At 44.1% G+C, this 19,116-nt stretch carries 18 protein-coding genes; 14 read left to right on the top strand and 4 right to left on the bottom strand.

What is annotated here, in order from left to right; translation table 11 throughout:
• Positions 1–43: 43 nt before the first annotated feature.
• Both BC643_RS18675 and BC643_RS18670 read right to left on the bottom strand, forming a co-directional pair.
• Complete coding sequence (locus tag BC643_RS18675; protein WP_120274800.1) at positions 44–2,398, bottom strand: M1 family metallopeptidase; 2,355 nt, start codon at positions 2,396–2,398, stop codon at positions 44–46.
• 80 nt (positions 2,399–2,478) lie between these two features.
• Positions 2,479–3,057, bottom strand: coding sequence for a HupE/UreJ family protein (locus BC643_RS18670; protein ID WP_120274799.1), 579 nt, complete (start codon positions 3,055–3,057; stop codon positions 2,479–2,481).
• An 85-nt stretch (positions 3,058–3,142) separates the two neighbouring features.
• Here BC643_RS18670 and BC643_RS18665 point away from each other — a divergent pair, with 85 nt between their 5' ends.
• Positions 3,143–3,658 (top strand): DUF6702 family protein, encoded by a 516-nt coding sequence (locus BC643_RS18665; protein ID WP_120274798.1) that lies wholly within the window; start codon positions 3,143–3,145, stop codon positions 3,656–3,658.
• Between the two features lie 76 nt (positions 3,659–3,734).
• Here the strand turns inward: BC643_RS18665 and alaS are convergent, their stop codons facing one another.
• The gene (gene alaS / locus BC643_RS18660; RefSeq protein ID WP_120274998.1) at positions 3,735–6,353 is read right to left on the bottom strand and encodes an alanine--tRNA ligase; all 2,619 of its coding nucleotides are present in this window, start codon (positions 6,351–6,353) and stop codon (positions 3,735–3,737) included.
• 183 nt (positions 6,354–6,536) lie between these two features.
• Here alaS and BC643_RS18655 point away from each other — a divergent pair, with 183 nt between their 5' ends.
• From BC643_RS18655 to BC643_RS18640, 4 genes are read left to right on the top strand one after another with little or no spacing between them, the layout of a single operon-like run.
• Complete coding sequence (locus BC643_RS18655) at positions 6,537–7,508, top strand: M23 family metallopeptidase (RefSeq protein WP_120274797.1); 972 nt, start codon at positions 6,537–6,539, stop codon at positions 7,506–7,508.
• 10 nt (positions 7,509–7,518) lie between these two features.
• Positions 7,519–7,860 carry a MerR family transcriptional regulator gene (locus BC643_RS18650; RefSeq protein WP_120274997.1) on the top strand — a complete coding sequence of 114 codons (342 nt, stop codon included), beginning with the start codon at positions 7,519–7,521 and terminating at the stop codon, positions 7,858–7,860.
• A gap of 52 nt (positions 7,861–7,912) precedes the next feature.
• Positions 7,913–9,010 carry a Nif3-like dinuclear metal center hexameric protein gene (locus BC643_RS18645; RefSeq protein ID WP_120274796.1) on the top strand — a complete coding sequence of 366 codons (1,098 nt, stop codon included), beginning with the start codon at positions 7,913–7,915 and terminating at the stop codon, positions 9,008–9,010.
• 24 nt (positions 9,011–9,034) lie between these two features.
• Positions 9,035–9,811, top strand: coding sequence for a zinc ribbon domain-containing protein (locus BC643_RS18640; RefSeq protein ID WP_120274795.1), 777 nt, complete (start codon positions 9,035–9,037; stop codon positions 9,809–9,811).
• A gap of 79 nt (positions 9,812–9,890) precedes the next feature.
• Here the strand turns inward: BC643_RS18640 and BC643_RS18635 are convergent, their stop codons facing one another.
• Complete coding sequence (locus BC643_RS18635) at positions 9,891–11,507, bottom strand: dipeptidase (protein WP_120274794.1); 1,617 nt, start codon at positions 11,505–11,507, stop codon at positions 9,891–9,893.
• A 298-nt stretch (positions 11,508–11,805) separates the two neighbouring features.
• On the opposite strand from BC643_RS18635, the gene BC643_RS18630 reads away from it, so the two are divergent.
• From BC643_RS18630 to BC643_RS18595, 9 genes are all read left to right on the top strand, one after another.
• Positions 11,806–12,429, top strand: a complete 624-nt coding sequence (locus BC643_RS18630; RefSeq protein ID WP_120274793.1) for a hypothetical protein — start codon at positions 11,806–11,808, stop codon at positions 12,427–12,429.
• 127 nt (positions 12,430–12,556) lie between these two features.
• Positions 12,557–13,057, top strand: coding sequence for a hypothetical protein (locus BC643_RS18625; RefSeq protein WP_120274792.1), 501 nt, complete (start codon positions 12,557–12,559; stop codon positions 13,055–13,057).
• A 112-nt stretch (positions 13,058–13,169) separates the two neighbouring features.
• Positions 13,170–13,301 (top strand): hypothetical protein, encoded by a 132-nt coding sequence (locus BC643_RS23685; protein WP_262697261.1) that lies wholly within the window; start codon positions 13,170–13,172, stop codon positions 13,299–13,301.
• The gene (locus BC643_RS18620) at positions 13,282–13,920 is read left to right on the top strand and encodes a hypothetical protein (protein WP_120274791.1); all 639 of its coding nucleotides are present in this window, start codon (positions 13,282–13,284) and stop codon (positions 13,918–13,920) included. The genes BC643_RS23685 and BC643_RS18620 overlap by 20 nt, the downstream gene beginning before the upstream one ends.
• Before the next feature lie 163 nt (positions 13,921–14,083).
• Positions 14,084–14,674 carry a hypothetical protein gene (locus BC643_RS18615; RefSeq protein WP_120274790.1) on the top strand — a complete coding sequence of 197 codons (591 nt, stop codon included), beginning with the start codon at positions 14,084–14,086 and terminating at the stop codon, positions 14,672–14,674.
• A 73-nt stretch (positions 14,675–14,747) separates the two neighbouring features.
• A complete protein-coding gene (locus BC643_RS18610) occupies positions 14,748–15,386 on the top strand; it encodes a hypothetical protein (protein WP_120274789.1) in 639 nt (212 codons plus the stop codon).
• A 539-nt stretch (positions 15,387–15,925) separates the two neighbouring features.
• The gene (locus BC643_RS18605; RefSeq protein ID WP_120274788.1) at positions 15,926–17,572 is read left to right on the top strand and encodes a hypothetical protein; all 1,647 of its coding nucleotides are present in this window, start codon (positions 15,926–15,928) and stop codon (positions 17,570–17,572) included.
• Between the two features lie 3 nt (positions 17,573–17,575).
• Complete coding sequence (locus BC643_RS18600) at positions 17,576–18,187, top strand: hypothetical protein (protein ID WP_147377273.1); 612 nt, start codon at positions 17,576–17,578, stop codon at positions 18,185–18,187.
• A gap of 18 nt (positions 18,188–18,205) precedes the next feature.
• Complete coding sequence (locus BC643_RS18595) at positions 18,206–19,096, top strand: 4Fe-4S dicluster domain-containing protein (RefSeq protein WP_120274786.1); 891 nt, start codon at positions 18,206–18,208, stop codon at positions 19,094–19,096.
• The last annotated feature ends 20 nt before the right edge of the window (positions 19,097–19,116 follow it).

Below are 19,116 nucleotides of genomic sequence, written 5' to 3'. Positions count from 1 at the left end.
GAAGAAGGCAGCTCCCTATTTAAGTGAAGCTGCCCTCCTGCTGTTATTCGCCCGCTTTGCGGGCCATATCATCTTTGGGTTGTTTATTATTTTTTGCAGCCTTCTGCATCGGGTTCGGTTCCTTTTTATCCTGGTCTTTTTCCTTGAACAGCTCGAAGCGGGTAGGTTGAATACACGGTGGCCAGTAATTGTTATTCATGTCCACATCAGCAGTTTCCTGATAGGGATCCAGCGTGATTCGGGCCACTTCCTTTTCAAATTCAAAGACTTTCGAAACGGCGCTGTTGTCCATCCGCCAGATCTCTGCCGGAATGCGGATTTCTTGTGAGGAACCATCCGTAAACTCGAATTGCAGAATCAATGGCATCACCAAACCACCAATATTTTTGAAATCCAGCTGATAGAAGTTGTGTCCATTGTTCAGATAGGCCAACTCCTCTTCATTATACCCTTCAAGTCCTTCGTCGTATTTAGCACGGTCTTCAGCAGTCACCGCATACGGATCGTAGGAGTTATAAAAATCTTTGGTTGCCGGATCTAGTTCCACCACGGTATTCGCCCGATTATCTTCATTCCGGATATGCGTCATCGAACGGTGAGACTCACCGTCGCGTTCGCGAGCCAGCGGCTTCTCAACCTCGGGATTTGTTGTACTGGCCTGATACCAGCTCACCTTGTCGATGGCGATGTCAACATTGTCGGTCGTATAAAACCATCCTCGCCAGAACCAATCCAAATCAACCGCCGATGCATCTTCCATCGTGCGGAAAAAGTCTTCAGGCGACGGATGCTTGAACATCCAGCGTTTGGCATATTCTTTAAATGCATAATCGAACAGCTCGCGCCCCATCACGGTTTCACGAAGAATATTCAACGCCACTGTCGGCTTGTGGTAGGCATTCGGGCCGAAGTTCCAAAGCGACTCCGAGTTGGTCATAATTGGCGTCAGGAACTTTTTGTCCATCTTCATATAATCCACGATAGAATAGGGATCGCCACCACGCGAACGTGTTGGGAAATCAACATCCCACTCTTTTTCCGCCAGGTATTCCAGGAACGAGTTCAGGCCTTCGTCCATCCAGGTCCACTGACGTTCGTCCGAGTTAACAATCATCGGGAAAAAGTTGTGCCCAACTTCATGAATAATTACGCTGATCATACCATATTTAGTGCTCTCCGAATAGGTACCATCCTCTTCCGGACGCCCGCGGTTAAAGCAAATCATCGGGTACTCCATGCCAATATTTTTCGTGTGCACCGAAATTGCTACCGGGTAAGGATAGTCAAAAGTATGCTTGGAATAGACGCGTAAAGTGTGCGCCACAGCTTTTGTCGAGTATTGTTCCCACAGTGGATTTCCTTCTTTGGGATAATAGGACATTGCCAAAACCGTGCGGTCGCCAAACTTGACACCCATGGCATCCCAAATAAATTTACGGGAACTCACGAAAGCGAAATCCCGCACATTATCGGCTTTGTACACCCAGGTTTTCGTCTTCGTCGCACGGCTTTTTTCCGCCTTTTCAGCTTCCTCCTGCGTGATAACAATCACCGGTTCGCTGGCCGTTTCAGCTTTCTTCAAGCGGTTCATCTGCTCGCTGGTCAGCACTGCGCTCTTATTTTGCAACACCCCGGTTGCACCAACAACATGGTCGGCAGGCACCGTGATACTAACTTCGAAATCGCCAAATGGCAGGGTAAATTCACCGTCACCCAAAAACTGTTTGTTCTGCCATCCTTCCACCTCGTTGTAAACAGCCATACGGGGATAAAACTGCGCAATGGTGTATAAGTAATTGTCATCCTTCTCGAAATACTCGAAGCCCGAACGACCACCGATTTTGGCCCGTTCATTTACATTGTACCACCATTTAACAGAGAAACTCACCGAACTTCCCGGCTTCAGGGGTGTCGGCAAATCAATACGCATCATGGTTTTGTTGATCACGTATGGCAGACTGGCTCCTTTCGCATCCGTCACTTCCTGGATCTTGAACCCACCGTCGAAGTCCGTTCCGCTGATTCGTTCCAGCGTCCACAGGTCGGTTTTCGAATCCAACCTGGAACTTCTAACCAATGGCGTATTCGAATCCTGCGCCCTGACGTTTTGATCCAATTGAACCCAGAGGTAATCCAAAGGATCCGGCGACTGGTTGTGATAAGTCACTGTTTCGTAACCGTGAATCTGTTGCTTTTCATCGTCAACACTCACCTGGATTTTGTAATCCGCCTTTTGCTGCCAGTACTCGTGCCCCGGAGCCCCCGAAGCGGTGCGGTACACATTGGGCGTCGCAAATTCCTGCTTTAACTGACGAAACTTGTTTTTGTTGGTATTCTCCTGCGCACTCCCGGCCAAACAGAAAGCCAGCAGCGATACCAGAATAGACATTTTTCTCATTGGGGTGTATTTTTTATAGCAAAATGAATTCATTCTCCTCAAACAATAACTACAAAAGACAATTTCAAAACCTAAAATGTTTACAATGACAAATATTGATGTGTCAACAGGATACTCACCGCTATTCCCGCGGCCGCTCCCGAGATAAAGATCTTTAATTTCAAGTGTTCGTATCGGATTACTTTCGTGATTAAGCCGGTAAGCAAAAAATAGACTGACAGAATCAAAAGCTGACCAAATTCAAGCCCAAGGTTAAAAGCGAGCAAAGGCCCCACGATGTTACTCTCCTGCCCCAGCAACTCCTTCAGGTAATTGGAGAAACCCAGCCCGTGAATCAAGCCGAAAAACAAAACCACAACATACAGCAAGTAATATTGACGCCGGTCAATCTGTCGAAGATTGCTCAGGGCTGTCAACAAAATAGTCACCGGAATCAGGAATTCGATTAGTGCCGAAGAGATATTCACAAGCTGCAGTGTTGACAAAGCGAGCGTTACGGAATGTCCAAGCGTGAAAGCCGTGATCAAAATCAGCAAACGTTTCAAATCTGCCCACTGGTAGGCTGCGCACAAAGCCAACACAAATACAATGTGATCGTAGCCGTGCCAGTTGATGATATGCTCGAAGCCAAGCTTTAGATAGAGATGAAAGGTACTCATAAACGCAAGCTATTCTCTCATGATGATTATTACTCCAGTTTATTTTTATTAATTTGTCACACAAATTACAGATTCATTACACAAAATGACAAAATTGAAAGGTTTTATTTTTATTAATTTGTTAGTCGTGGTTTTTAGCCTGCTGCCACGCTCGGTCGAGGCCCATCCTTTTCACGTGAGTATGTGTGAAGTGAGGTATAATGAAGAGGCGAACAGCCTCGAAATTGCCCTCAAAATTTTCATTGACGACCTGGATCTGTATTTCGACAAAGTTGGTATCACCAACCAGTATTTTGGCGAACCGGGAGAATTAGCCACAGCCGACAGCGTGCTCACCGGCTACCTGGATAAAGTATTCTCGATACGGGTTGACGGGAAGGTAGAAGCAAAAAATTACCTCGGGAAAGAAATTGACCAAGGGGCACTATGGGCTTATTTTGAAGTGAAAAATGTGGCTCCTTTCAAAACCTTCGGCTGCTCGAACTCACTTTTTTTTGAACTGTTTGACGATCAGCAAAACATCATTCAATTAACCTACCAGGACGAAACCAAGAGCCTGCTGCTTCAAAAACGAAATCCTTCCGATCAACTCTCATTTTAAAAAACCACTCTCGACGAAAAAATAAAAGGCCGTCGGTACTACCAACGGCCTTCAAATTATATTCTGATTCGATTTCTTAATTCAGGAACGAACAAGCTTTATCGATGGCTGCCTGCAAACCAGCAACATCTTTACCACCTGCCGTTGCGTAGAATGGCTGACCACCACCGCCGCCTTTCATGGCTTTCGCGGCTTCGCGAATAATATTTCCGGCGTGCAATCCTTTCTCAGCAACAACGTTATCCGAGATCATCACCGTCAACAAAGGCTTTCCGTCAACTTCTGCTCCAAGTACGAGGAACAGGTTGTCGATTTCAGCTTTCAACTGGAAAGCCAAATCTTTGATCAGGCCTGCATTATCGATTTCAATTTTGCCGGCAATAATATTGACACCGCGTTCCATCAGCACTTTGCTCTTCAGGTTCGATTTCACAACCTTCAGGCTCTCGCGCTGGAAACCTTCAATTTGCTTCGACAGCTCGCTGTTTTGCTGAATCAAGCCGGATACGCTAGCCAACACATCTTTTGATCCTTTGATGGTCTCACGAATCTGGTTCAACAAATCCAGCTGATCGTTGATATACTTTTCGGCACGGCCTGCAGTAATGGCTTCGATACGACGAATACCTGCAGCAACAGCACTTTCCGAAACGATTTTCAGCATACCGATATTACCCGTCGCTTCCACATGGGTTCCACCACAAAGCTCAACAGACTCGCCGAACTTGATGACACGAACCTGGTCGCCGTACTTTTCACCGAAAAGCATCATCGCGCCCATTTCTTTAGCTTCGTCGATTGGCACTGCTCTTTTCTCGTCGAGCGTCGCGTTCTCGCGAATTTTCTTGTTCACGATTGTTTCAACCTGAGCCAACTCCTCGTCCGTTACTTTTTGGAAGTGCGAGAAGTCGAAACGCAGATGATCGGCATTTACCAACGAACCTTTTTGTTCCACATGGGTGCCCAACACTTCGCGCAGGGCGGCATGCAACAAGTGAGTCGCCGTATGGTTATTGGCAATCTGCTTGCGTCGTTCCACATTCACCACAGCCGTGAAAGCACGTTCCGGATCATTCGGCAATTGCTCGACCAGGTGAACGATCAGGTTATTTTCTTTTTGTGTGTCGAACACCGGAATCTTAACGGCGCCCGCTTCAATATATCCCTGGTCACCAACCTGTCCACCCGACTCACCATAAAATGGCGTTTGGTCGAATACCAGTTGGAAATAGGTCTTTTTCTTTTGAGTCACTTTGCGGTAGCGCGCAATATGCACGGTCGCTTCCAGTTTGTCGTAGCCCAGGAATTGAGTCGATTCAATGCGCATCAGCTCTACCCAGTCGTCAGTTTCCTGCTGAGCAGCGCTACGCGAACGGGTTTTCTGAGCTTCCATTTCTTCATCGAAACCAGCACCATCAACAGTCATCTGGTTTTCGCGGGCGATCAACTCCGTCAAATCCAATGGGAAACCAAAGGTATCGTAAAGTGTGAAAGCATCTTTCCCTTCGATTACCGTTTTATTTTCGGCTTTTGCTTTTTCAATAATATCATCAAGCAATTTGATACCTGTTGACAGGGTACGCAGGAAGCTTTCTTCTTCTTCCTTCACCACTTTTTCAATCAGTACCTGTTGCGCTTTCAATTCGGGGAACGCATCGCCCATGTTATTTTTTAGCACTTCCACCAGTTTAAAGATGAAAGCTTCGCGGAAATTCAGGAAGGTATATCCGTAACGAACCGCACGGCGCAAAATCCGACGGATCACATAACCGGCCTTGTTGTTCGACGGCAACTGACCATCGGCAATCGCAAACGAAATTGCACGCAAGTGGTCGGCAATTACGCGCATAGCGATATCTGACTTGTCGTTTTCGCCATATTTAATACCACACAAAGCTGAAATCTCAGCAATAATGGTTTGAAAAACATCTGTATCGTAGTTTGATTTTTTGCCTTGCAGTACCATGCACAAACGCTCGAAGCCCATACCAGTGTCGACGTGTTTGGCAGGAAGCTCTTCCAGACGACCGTCAGCTTTGCGGTTGAACTGAATGAATACCAGGTTCCAAATCTCGATCACCAATGGGTTGTCTTTGTTCACCAACTCAGCTCCCGAAACTTTTGCACGTTCAGCGTCATCACGCAGGTCAACGTGAATCTCGGAGCAGGGACCGCAAGGGCCGGTATCCCCCATCTCCCAAAAGTTGTCTTTCTTATTACCGTGCAAAACGCGCTCGGCGGGAAGATGTTTCAACCACAGATTCTTGGCTTCTTCATCCAGTTCCAGGTTATCGTCTTTGGCACCTTCAAACACAGTGGCGTACATCCGGTCGGCCGGAATCCCCATTTGTGTGTGCAGAAACTCCCAAGCCCAGTCAATCGCTTCAGTTTTGAAATAGTCACCGAAAGACCAGTTACCCAACATCTCGAACATGGTGTGGTGATAGGTGTCGTGACCTACTTCCTCCAGGTCGTTGTGCTTACCGCTTACGCGCAAACATTTTTGCGTGTCGGCAATGCGCACTGAAGTGGCTGGTTGGTTACCCAAAAAAATGTCTTTAAACTGGTTCATCCCCGCATTGGTAAACATCAAAGTCGGGTCGTTCTTCACGACCATCGGGGCCGAATCAACGATCGTATGTTGCTTAGAAATAAAAAAATCCAGGAAGGCTTTTCTTATCGCTTTGGAATTCATCTCCATCGTTTCTGCTAAGTTATAATATTTGTTAAAAAGCGTTAACTGCAAGGTTATCAAGCCGCTTTCAAGTGGAAAAAGATTACTTTTGCCCACAGTCGAACCAGCTCGATTTAAAAGTCTTGCAAAGTTAGATTATTTACTTAAATTTGTTACACTTGTAAAAAAGAAATTGGTTTTTCTATGGTAAAAGCGAAGTATAAATTCAACCCGGAAACATTAAGTTACGTCAAGGTTGAACACAACTTTAAAGCCAGATTATCACGCCTGCTTATTCTTTTTTCCGTCAGCCTGGTGATGAGCGTCATCATGGTCGCGGTTTTTCTTCAGTTTTATGAAACTCCGAAAACCAAGACGCTGAAACGGGAAAACCAGCGATTGGCCACCCAATATGATTTGATGTTCAAAAACCTGGAAGATGTAGAAAAGGTATTGACCGATCTTCAGGAAAGAGATGATAATTTGTACCGTGTTATCTTTGAAGCCGACCCTATTCCAAACTCAATTCGGAAAGCCGGTTTTGGTGGTATTAATAAATATGCCCAGCTGGAAAGCCTGGATAACTCGGAGCTGGTGATCAAGACAGCACGCAAACTGGATATTGTTTCAAAACAAGCATACGTACAATCCAAGTCGTACGACGAGTTGGTGAAACTGGCGATGAATAAAGAAAAAATGCTTGCCAGCATTCCGGCCGTGATGCCTGTTTCGAATAAAGACCTGAAACGTACCGCTTCTGGTTGGGGTTTCCGCATCGACCCGGTTTATAAAATCCGTCGTTTCCACTATGGTATGGACTTTTCGGCGCCAATCGGAACTGAAGTTTACTCAACCGGCGATGGTGTTATTAAAGAAGTAAAAACCTCGCGCAGTGGTTTTGGTCGCTGGATTGTGGTTGATCATGGTTTTGGCTACGAAACCCTTTATGGTCACTTGAACGAATTCAACGTAAAAGTCGGCGATAAAGTAAAACGCGGCAGTGTAATCGGGTATGTTGGTAATGCCGGAAAATCAACCGGTCCTCACCTTCACTACGAAGTACACAAAAACGGAAAACCGATCAATCCGCAGTTCTACTACTTTAAAGATTTGACCCCGGAAGAATACGACCGCATGATCGCCTTATCGGCCAACACCGGTCAATCAATGGACTAATTCGTTGGCTGTGCCTTACAAAAAGCCACAAATAGAAAAGATTTTTTATTCCATCAGCGAAGTAGCCGACATGTTCAATGTTAACACGTCGCATATTCGCTATTGGGAACGGGAATTTGATGTCCTGAAACCCCATAAAAACAAAAAGGGCAACCGGCTGTTTACCAAGGATGATATTGAGCAACTGAAGCTCATTTATCACTTGGTGAAAGAAAAAGGCTTGACACTGAAAGGCGCCAAGCAGAAGCTGAAAGACAACAAAGATGAAACGGTGGACAACCACGATATGGTTGATCGTTTGCAGACCATTCGCCAGATGCTCGTTGATATTCGAAACGAGCTGGACGATTAAATCTTCGTCAACTGCCCTTTTCCCAAACCGACCGAAAACCAGAATTCGAATTATGAAGATCAGTGAGATCACAAAATACATTGAATCGATTGCTCCGTTAGCCTATCAGGAAAGTTATGATAATGCCGGACTTTTAGTCGGACATCCATCAGACGAGGTTTCGAATGCCCTGATTTGCCTGGATGTGACAGAAGCTGTTGTTGACGAAGCAATTCGAGAAGGTTTTCAACTCATTCTTGCCCACCACCCGATTATTTTTGGCGGACTGAAAAAGCTGAACGGTAAAAATGAAGTGGAGCGTTGCGTAATTAAGGCCATTAAAAATGACATTGCCATTTATGCGGCTCACACCAACCTGGATAGCGTGCATGGCGGTGTCAACAGCAAAATCTGCGAAAAACTCAAACTCATGAACTGCAAAGTTTTGGCGCCTGCTAAAAATCAGCTGAAAAAGCTGGTGACTTTCATCCCGGAGGAACAGGCAGCTCAAGTTCAGCAAGCTGTATTTGAAGCCGGAGCCGGGCATATTGGCAACTACGATTCGTGCGGATACAGCACCAAGGGTGAAGGTAGTTTTCGCGCTGGTGAATCAGCTAATCCTTTCGTCGGTGAAAAAGGACAGCTGCACGTCGAAAAGGAAATCCGTTTCGAAACCATCTTCCCGGCACAACTGCAGGGCAAAGTTTTAGCAGCGCTGCTATCGGCTCACCCTTACGAGGAAGTTGCCTACGATATTTATCCGCTCGACAATACATTTGATACTGTCGGTGCAGGAATGGTTGGGGAACTGGATGAAGAAATTTCGGAAACCGACTTTTTGAAATTTGTGAAGGAGCAATTCCAGTGCAAGGTGGTTCGGCACAGTCAGCTATTGGGTAGAAAAGTGAAGAAAGTAGCAGTTTGCGGCGGTGCCGGCAGCTTTCTGATCCGGCAGGCAATTGGTAGCCAGGCCGACCTTTTTATCACCGGCGACATGAAATACCACCAGTTTTTTGAGGCAGAAGGGAAAATTGTTATCGCCGATATTGGCCACTTTGAAAGTGAACAATACACTAAAGAAGTTTTTTATGAATTACTTACAAAAAAATTCCCTAAATTTGCCGTCCGGTTATCGGCTATCAACACGAACCCGATTAACTACTTGATTTAAAAAGAACAAAACAGCATTCAAAATATGAATACACAGTATCGCGAAGAAGACAAAACCGTGCCAATCAGTGAGAAGCTGAAAGCACTTTTCGAATTACAAACTGTTGCATCGGATATCGACAAAATCAAAACGCTGCGTGGCGAACTTCCTCTTGAGGTTCAGGACCTTGAAGATGATATCACCGGTTTAAAAACCCGTATCAGCAATTTTGACGATGATGTACGCAGCCTGGAAACTTCCATCCAAAACCGGAAAGCTGCCATCAAAGAATCTGAAGCACTGATTGCGAAATATACTGAACAACAAAACAACGTTCGCAACAACCGCGAATACGACTCATTGAGCAAAGAAATCGAATTCCAAAAACTGGAAATCGAACTTTCTGAAAAACGAATTAAAGAATTCACCGCTGAAATGAAAACGAAATCGGAAACGATTGAAAGTTCAAAAGTTCAGCTTTCTGAACGTGAAGAAGACCTCGACCGCAAGAAAAAAGAATTGGACGAGATTACTGCGGAAACAAAAATTGAAGAAGAAAAACTGAAAAGCAAAGGCGAAAAGATTGAGAACATGATTGAAGCCCGTTTGCTGACAGCTTTCAAACGTATCCGTAAAAATGCCCGTAATGGTTTGGCTGTTGTTACCGTACAGCGTGATGCTTGTGGTGGTTGCTTCAACAAAATCCCGCCTCAACGTCAGATGGACATTGCTAACCGCAAGAAAATCATCGTGTGCGAATACTGTGGTCGCATCCTCGTTGACAAGGATATTATGGATGTTGAAGTTGGTGCAGAAGACTAATAAATCAAGATTACAATAACTGCAAAGGCCATCAAGGATTTACCTGATGGCCTTTCTTATTTTATGCTTATTCGCAATCTCAATAACTACGCGGCTCTTTGCTTTCCGCATTTTCATCCCAAACGGCATTTTTCAAGCTCGGCTTGTCTTTCACAGCCCGGTCGTACCATTCCTGCGGATAACCGGCTGTTTGTCCCGAACCTCGTTCATCGTTGATGTAACCATCTATGTATTTCATCACCAGGAACTGTCCTAACTCGCGCCATTCTTTGACAACCTCGTTCCCTGTCGATGCACAGTAATCAGTCAGCGAAGCTATTGCTTTTGCCTGGTCTGTTTTGTACAGACTCAATGCAGCTTGTTCCACCGAATCCTGTTGTGCCAGCGCTTTTTCTTCCAAACGTTTCTGTACCGGTTGTACATCCTGAATCATGTAACTATACTTCAGGTTGATGTAATTTGAAACGAAATTGAACGCCCACCAGGCCGACTCCCACGAGAACTTGCCCTGATCTCCCTTCGCGTATGCATCGGGAATCTGAGAAATTGCCGGATAGAACGGAGTATAGCAATTGGTAAAGGTATCGTCGGGCGAATACCACATCACCCCGCCAATCGCGTCAGGCAACCAGGCGCGACTTTGGCTGATAAATGAGAAGGCTGTATTGACGTTCGAGATCGGGCGTTCCCAGGCACAATCATCACCTTCCACCTGAAAAGTCAACGGACGATCCCGGTTGGGGCTTCCGTACGGGCCAGCCTCCAGGCCTTTGGTCATATCCCAGGGCGTACCTTCGTAATGATCGCGCACCAAAGCCGCTAACTCGGCAACACCTATTTTATAATCCGGCTTGATGAACAGTGGGTAGGGTTCTGCTCCCTGCACACCACGGTTATAATCGGGCGAAAAGTTTTGCGAGGGTGCTGCCCGGCGGAAAATGCTCCAGACACGCGATTCGCAATAGCGCAAAATAGCCGGCGTTGCCGGACAATACACATCGTTAAAACGAAAAGGCTCTCCCGACTTCGGATCGTAGTAGCCCTTTTCTACTGCGAGAGAAATCACATTGTCCGAATACAAACAATTCTCCGGATCATCCAACGGGAACACGCCTATTCGTGAATGGTTGGCATGCGCCGAAATCATTCCATCCGGAACTTTGCGGGCCACCCAAACGGCGCCTTTTTGATCAGCCCCGGCTCCAATCATTTCCAGAATCCAGGCTTCATGCTTATCGGCAATCGAAAACGATTCGCCTTCACTACCATAACCGTACTCTTCAACGAGTGAGGTCATCACCTGGATCGCTTCACGTGCCGAAGCAGCACGGTCGAGTGCCAGTTCCATCAGGTGCCAATATTTCAAAAATACATCGTGATTCCACAATTCCTCGCGTCCGGTAAAGGTAGTTTCGCCGATCGCCACCTGCTTCTCATTCATCTGAAACCCGATTCTTCCGTAGGTGTGCGGCACTTGTTTCACTTTCCCGCTTCCAACATTCAACCACTCCTCATCGGCGTGATCGGCTGCCGGATACTTATGCAGTTGTTGCAACCACTCACCATCATTTAAATACACAATCATGGCCGAACCATCTTTCGACGCTCCGGGGCTAACCAATATATTGGTACAAGCCCACGACGAAAGTTGACCGGCAACAAAAATTGCCAGAAATAGAAAAATTGATTTTAACATTGCTATTTGTTTTCGATGTTCTTACTAATGTCAGCCGAAAGATAACGATATTCGGTATTCCCACATAATTGGAGATTTTCTGCTCTTTAATTCCTAATGGTAATATTCGGTGAAGGGAAAAGCAACCGGATTCAACGAATTATTTGGAATAGGGATAAATTATTTTTCGTTATGGTAAATTTCGGCGAATTATCTAGATTAGAAACCCAATCCGACTGGTTAATAATTAGACCAGTAATAGGGGTATAGATTTACTTGGTACATATACCCATCCGTTGGCGGTATATTTGAAAAACAAATGAGATACACTTTAGTCATATTGATATTATTAATAATCGGACACAGAGCTCTTGCCGACTATGACCCGACTCCATTACCTCAGTTGATTGTGAAATCGGACTTAATTTTAGAAGGGGAAATAGTGAGTCTTGACTCATTGACTTTCACTTTAAAAATCACAGCCTGGATTAAAGGAGACTCTATTTCAAGGGAAATAAAAATCCAAAAATTCGAAGATTGGACTTGTGCTAATAGAATCACAAAATATCAAATTGGACAAAAGGAAATTGTATTTCTTGTGCAAAACAGAAAGACAAACGAATGGATAACAATGGGAGCAGGAAATGAAGGTGAACTTTTAATACAAAATGACTCGATAACTTATCAAGACATATATTGGGATTCGAAAAGTGGTTGCTCACCGCTCGACTATTTGGGACAAAAGATTTGTGGGTGGAGATATTCATTAAAAGAATTTAAAGACGCAGTCTTATTTTATCAGGTTGAATTTCCAGTGTTGAAAAAAGAATTTCAAACAAAACAAAAAGTAACTAATAGATTAGAGAAAAACGAAGCCTACAAGAGAATGATTTACGAGACTCAATCTCTTGATTTTTTGTTGATTCTAACTGATAAACAATGAATAAAAAACTACCGTCAATCGAGTAGACTGCCCCGCCAGTAAGCACTAACAGGGAGAGCCTCTCACACAACGACAACTTGCAAGTGATCTTTAAAGCCATGTTGAAACCCAACAAAACAAGTTAAATATGCCATCAATAGAAATTGTAAGTATAGGAACTGATAAATTAGGATTACCCCAAGCTGATTTTGAGATTGCCATAATTGAGGAGAATCGACTAATTGGCCACCGAGGACTATTTAATGACTTTTTGAAAAACAAGATTGGAGTAATGATACATCTTGGTAATCCTGATTTGAGAAATGAAAAAGAATACGGATTTTTCGCTGGGCAAATAATCAATTGGGACTTTGAGCCAGGCGAAATTGCAATTCCCAATATGGATAATGGAGAAACAGGAACAAACCAACAATTTAGATTTCAATTCAAAACTTATTATCAGATTGAAATCGCTAAGATTATTAATATAGGATTGACTGAATCTCCGTCAAATGATTTGTACTTTATGACAGACTATCAGTTTGGCCCGGAAGAAGGAAAAATTGAAGATTTGAAACTGACAGACTTTTGGACTCGACATGATAACGAAGGATTAGAATGGAATACTTTATATAAATTGAGAAGCTAGAAAGCACGGTATATAATCGAGTAGACTGCCCCGCCAATAAGAACCGACGGGGAGAGCCTTTCCCGCCGAACCACATAAAAGTGACCGTCAGACTGTCTAAAAACCATCTTGTATGAAGGAATTATTTTGGGAGCTGACTTTAAAAAGAATGAAATATGGAAATCTCAACGACTTAATTTTAGTTTTTAGACAGACTGGCGTTGTGGGTAATTTAAATAAAGACAGTGAAATTCAAGAAAATTAGAGGATTAAAAAGAAAGATTGCAAATATTCAGAATTGGATTAATGAATATTTGGAATTAAATATTGAGCAATTGACTGAATACAAATACGAATATGTGAAAGTCTATGTTGACCCTTGGGATAATTTGACAATGATAGACAGTGAAATTCCAGAACCGAAAGGAAAGGCTAAAAAAGAAATTATAAAAGGACTTGAGAAGATTTACGATAGTTGGAGAACTGAACTGGAAAAATTAAACAAACCGTATTATTTGAAAATATGGCTTTACGAACCCAGAATATCTAAATCGCAAGTGGTTTGCGCGATTGAAGAGAAGATTGAGTATTATGAAAATATTTTTGAGAGAGCGGATTTTAAACAAAATAGTTCCTCATTTACGACCCAATTGGGTTCTGATTTCAATTGGCAACCAAGAGTTGACGAAGAGCCATATGAGGAAAGTGAATTGCTTTGGCCATTAGAGCAATACCAAAGAATCGAGGACTGTTACTCAGACAGAAGACTTTTAAGAAAATTGAAAAACGGGAAATATAGAAATCAAGAAATTGTCTATCCAAATGAAAATAATGACACAGCTTATTTCTTACCAAAAGGTAAAATATGGCTTGGACAAAAATAAAAAACGGGCACACACAAGTTGTAAATTGCATTGCGGGTGTTGGTGGTGTTCGTTGCCGCTGCTCCTTTCTTGACCGTCATCCCTACGAGTCGGGACTACGCGCTTCACAATCCGCCCCGACAACTTGCAAGTGATCGTTGATTCGAATAATAAACGTAAATAAATGAGTGACACCTCAATTAGAAAAGGACTGAAAGGCGTTCGTAAAAAGACATTAGTAAAAGAACGTAGGCCTAATGGAAATAAGAAACTTGAAGCTTTATTTAGCATCTTATTCTTTCTTGGACTGATTCTGTTGTATTGGGAGATTTTAATTTACAGACGAACAATCATCGAGATAAAAATTCCTCTTTTGATTTGGTTGACTCCCGGTATTTTATTGACACCGTTGCTTTATGACAAATTCAATAAGATTGACGGCATGAGAGCTCACTGGCTTTTGCATTATGTAGCTCATACGTGTATGACAGGAGCCTTCCTTTTATTCGGATTTATGGCATCAAACTATTATTTTGCGGATAATCAAACCGTAGATAAACGATTTGAGATTGTCAGAAAGGGAAGCTTACCTGGCCCCAAAGGACATCGAAGTAAGCGAGAACCTTATGTTGAAATAGTTTACAAAGGATTTGAAAAACAGTTAGTTTTCAAATATTCTGATACGAAAAAGATTGATGCGGCCCAATATGTGAACCTGACTGTAAAAAAGGGAGTCTGGGGATTTGATATATTGGAAAGATATGATGCAAAATGAAAATCCCACCCGCAGGCGCGCTTTTGTATAGCGTGCCAACAACCCAAGCCTCCTTTAGCGGTTATTTAAGAGAATGAAATACAATCAAACCATATCTAAACAAAGAAAACCTGCAGGCACGTCCAAATCAGAAAAATTGACGATTTCAATTTTAATTGGACTAGTGATTATTTGGGTTCTTTATAGAAAGTTTCTCGAACCAGAAACTATTGGTGGCGACTCCCGATTTTACATTTTCGTCTTTTTAATCCCAACGCTTTTGGGAATTATAATACTTGGATTCATCAGAATCAGGTTTTTAAGAGAGAAATGGAATGAATCAAAAAGCCTTATTGCAAAAATTCCACTAGTTCTATTATATATCGTCCAAGGATTTTTATTTTCTTACTTAAGTATCGGACTGACATCAATGGGCATCTGGGACTATTTAAATCAGAGAAACGCAAGTCAAAGTGTTTCTGAAACGGTCGATTGCCAAATTATTAAAATCAACTCAGGAACATCAAGAACGCCTCCGAATATTAACTTCGAGTTTATGGGAAAAGAAGAAAGAATAAACATCGACGCAGGTGTCTATGGACAATATTTCGAAACAAATCCCAATACAATAGAGTTGCAATTAACCATCAAAAAAGGGATTTGGGATTATTACATTATTGAAAGGTGGAAAATAAAAAACAACCGCTACCCCCCCACTGCCCCACTTTTGTAAAGCGTGCCAACAAACCAAGCCCTTCCATAAGCATATTAAAATATCAGCAGGTTAAAACTCCACCGCTACCGCGCGAATCCTTCCTAGAATCGTGCGGCAGCGAGGGGGCATAACAGCTCCATGAGATAGCCATCATCTCCACTCACCGGGTGACTTTGAGTCACCCGGTGAGTAACAAAAAAAATGCCCAACTAACTGTTAACACATACTTTAAACACACCCGTTTCCATCGCTACCGTGCGAATCCTTCCTGCCGTAGCGAAGAAGTTAAGCGGCTAATGTCGGCCAATCTGTTACAGATGCCGGAGCCATCGTATGTTTATATAGCGGAAGTATCTTTGTTTTATACGACTCCTGCCGGAGTCGCACCGTACCGCAGCCGAAATAGCTACAAACATGAAAATCCGCTGGATTTTATTCGGGCAAAGCCGACCAACACTCCAAGTCTACCCCCAACAAGCATATTGATATATATCAGCACTTTAAATATGACCAAATCTTTTCAGTCTCGTAAAACGAAGCATTAAGAGCTATCGGGAATGAAAAGAACCGAAAAGACAGAATTGGATGCAATTACCAATGAGATCAACGCAATCAAAAACAGGTTGACGCAGATTGAACAGGCATTGCAACTCAAAACAGCAAAAGAAAGGAGTCAATTAAAAGTCGATGAATCCGACGACGATTCTGAATTTGAGTTGAACCTAACCTTTGCCGAAAAAGGAAATGTGGAATCGCGCATCGGAGAGTACGGACTGGCCTGGCTGGGCAACATTGTGTTGCTCTTTGGAATAAGCTTTTTGGTGCAATACCTGAAAGATCCGCTGCTGTCCGCCATTGTCGGATTTGCATCCGTCGGACTAATCTACGCAGCTTCCTACTATAGCCGGAAACCATTTGCGTACCTCTCCAAACTTTTTGGCTACAGTGGCCATCTCCTTCTCTTTTATGTCAGCCTGCAATTGCACTTTTTTACCGAAACGCCTCTAATTAACAGCAAAACTTTGGGAACCGGATTACTGTTAATCGTCGTCTGCATTCAAATCTATTGGTCGATTAGAAAGCAGAAAGCGACCTTGTCGTTTTTGGCCTTGCTGATGTTACTATTTACGGGAATTGTGAACGGGTCGATTGCATTTGCTGCCTTCATCACGATGCTCACATCAGTCATTGCCCTATACATTTACATTCGTTTCGGCAGGCAAAAACTGGTGCTGGCCTTTATGTTTATTATTTACCTGGCCCACACCAACTGGCTACTTAACAACCCGCTCATCGGAAATCCTTTAGAACTGGCGGCTTCACCCGGAATAAGCTACCTCTGCTTCCTAATGAGTGCCATTGCTTTTTCCGCTTTGGCTGTTATCCCGCCCAAAGAAACAGCGTCACGGGAATTGCTGATTGCCTCTGTAGTTTGGAATGGTCTGAACTTCTCCGTCGTCCTGGCCTTTTCAACCTTACTCTATTTCAGGGATTCGTACATCCTTTTGTTTTCGTTCATCGCTGCTTTCTGCCTGGCCTATTCCATCATCCTGCAAAAGCGGACTGAGATCAAGCTTTTCGCATCGATGTACGCCATTTACAGTTTCGTTGCCATGAGCGTCGCTTTCTACGGGCTCTTCCTTCTTCCCAAAGCGTACACCCTTTTATCCATCCAAAGTTTGCTGGTTGTATCAATGGCACTTTGGTTCAGGTCGCGCTTCATTGTGGTTATCAACACGTTTTTGTTTCTATTACTACTCGCACTCTATTTGAGTGACGAACAAAGCTACAACGGGACCAACTTCTCGTTTATGCTCATCGCCTTTTTCAGTGCACGAATCATTAACTGGAAAAAAGACCGGCTGCAATTGAAGACTGAACTGATTCGGAATGTCTATCTGCTCGCAGGCTGGATCATGACCCTCATTTCACTCTTCCATATCGTGCCTGATACATGGATCACCGCATCCTGGATTTTCGCTGCTATTCTATTTTTCGCAACCAGCCTTTTGCTCAAGAATATCAAATACCGATGGCTGGCCATCGCGTCCGTATTGGCCTCCGCCTGCAAGCTGATTTTTGTCGATTTTGCCAATATCGATATCGTTTTCCGCATACTGCTCTTCATGGCGCTGGCGGTTGTCTCCCTCGGTACTTCCATTTTATACACCAAGTTTTACAAGTCGAAAAAAACTGAATCCTAAACTATGAATCGAACCGACAACCATATTCTCAAATGCCGTTGCGGGTCACAACGAAAACGAATGCCAGCCGAGTTGCTTCGATCGGGAATCGTGCTTCTTATTGTCGCGCTGGTGATCACAGCCTGCCATGTAAAGGAGAAGAGGTACAACGAACAAGTTCTCCCAGCGGAAATAATGACTTCTGAACAGGCTGAAGAATTCGCCGTTGAAGCTCCTCCGCTCACCGAAGGTATTTTCCCTTGTTCAGAATGCCACAGCGAGCTGGAACCAAATCCAACCAGGCGGGAACTGGACTGGCACGAAGAAGTGACCTCGATTTTTGATCACGATAAGGAAAATCGCTGGTGCCTGGATTGCCACGATTTGATAAACCGGGACAGTCTAAGACTTGCAAGCGGGAAGCTATTGGGGTTTGATGAATCGTACAAACTCTGTGGCCAGTGCCATGGCGAGAAATTGCGTGACTGGCGGGTTGGCGTTCATGGCAAACGAATCGGCCAATGGAACGGCCAAAAGCATTATTTGCTTTGCGTGCATTGCCATAATCCGCATGCGCCAAAATTTGAACCGATGACTCCGGAACCGCCTCCTCTTCCGCAGAAAATGTCGAACTAAATTGATGAAATCAGAACTATGAAAGAAGATAAATCCAGAAGGTCATTCCTGAAGAACATGGCGCTGGCTGCAGGTTCTGCCATCGCGCTTTCGGGATGCGACATGAAAGCACTTGACCACTTCTTACAGAAAAACTTCCGCACCCTATCCAAAGCTGAAGTGGACGAGATCATTACCAGCCTGCAGCTGGAGTATAAAAATAAATACGGTAAAGATTTCACGGTTTCGGCTAAGCCGGCAACCGACGGAATTCTGTTTGGCTATGCACTCGACCTGTCGCGCTGTATTGGTTGCCGGAAATGTGTTTACGCCTGCGTGGAGGAAAACAACCAGTCGCGCGGTCCGCAAATTCATTGGATACAGGTTCTTCAGATGGAAAAAGAAAAGGGAATTGATTTTGCCGATTCCGACGTTCACTACAATCCGGAAAAAGTTCCGGAAGAAGGTCATTTCTATTTGCCGGTTCAGTGTCAGCAATGCCGAAATCCACAGTGCACCACTGTTTGCCCGGTAAAAGCAACCTGGCAGGAACCCGACGGAATTGTGGTTGTCGATTACAACTGGTGCATTGGCTGTCGCTATTGCATGGCTGCTTGTCCTTACGGCGCAAGGCACTTCAACTGGGCCGAACCCTCGGTTCCCGAGGACGAGATGAATACCAACGTGCATTACCTGGGCAATCGTCCCCGCATGAAAGGGGTCGTCGAGAAATGCACCTTCTGCATCCAGCGGGTTCGTGAAGGCCGGTACCCGGCTTGTGTTGAAGTTTGCCCTGTTGGAGCACGGAAATTCGGGAACCTGCTCGATCCGGAAAGTGAGATCAGGTACATCCTCGAAAATAAACGGGTGCTGGTGCTGAAACAAGAACTAAATACACAACCGAAGTTTTACTATTTCTTTGGAGTATAAAGACCGAACCAATTTAACGA

It is taken from the genome of Mangrovibacterium diazotrophicum, assembly GCF_003610535.1.
In the GTDB taxonomy this organism is placed as follows: Bacteria; Bacteroidota; Bacteroidia; order Bacteroidales; family Prolixibacteraceae; genus Mangrovibacterium; species Mangrovibacterium diazotrophicum.
Note: the sequence above shows the minus strand (reverse complement) of the source record. Positions and strands in the feature narration are given on the sequence as shown.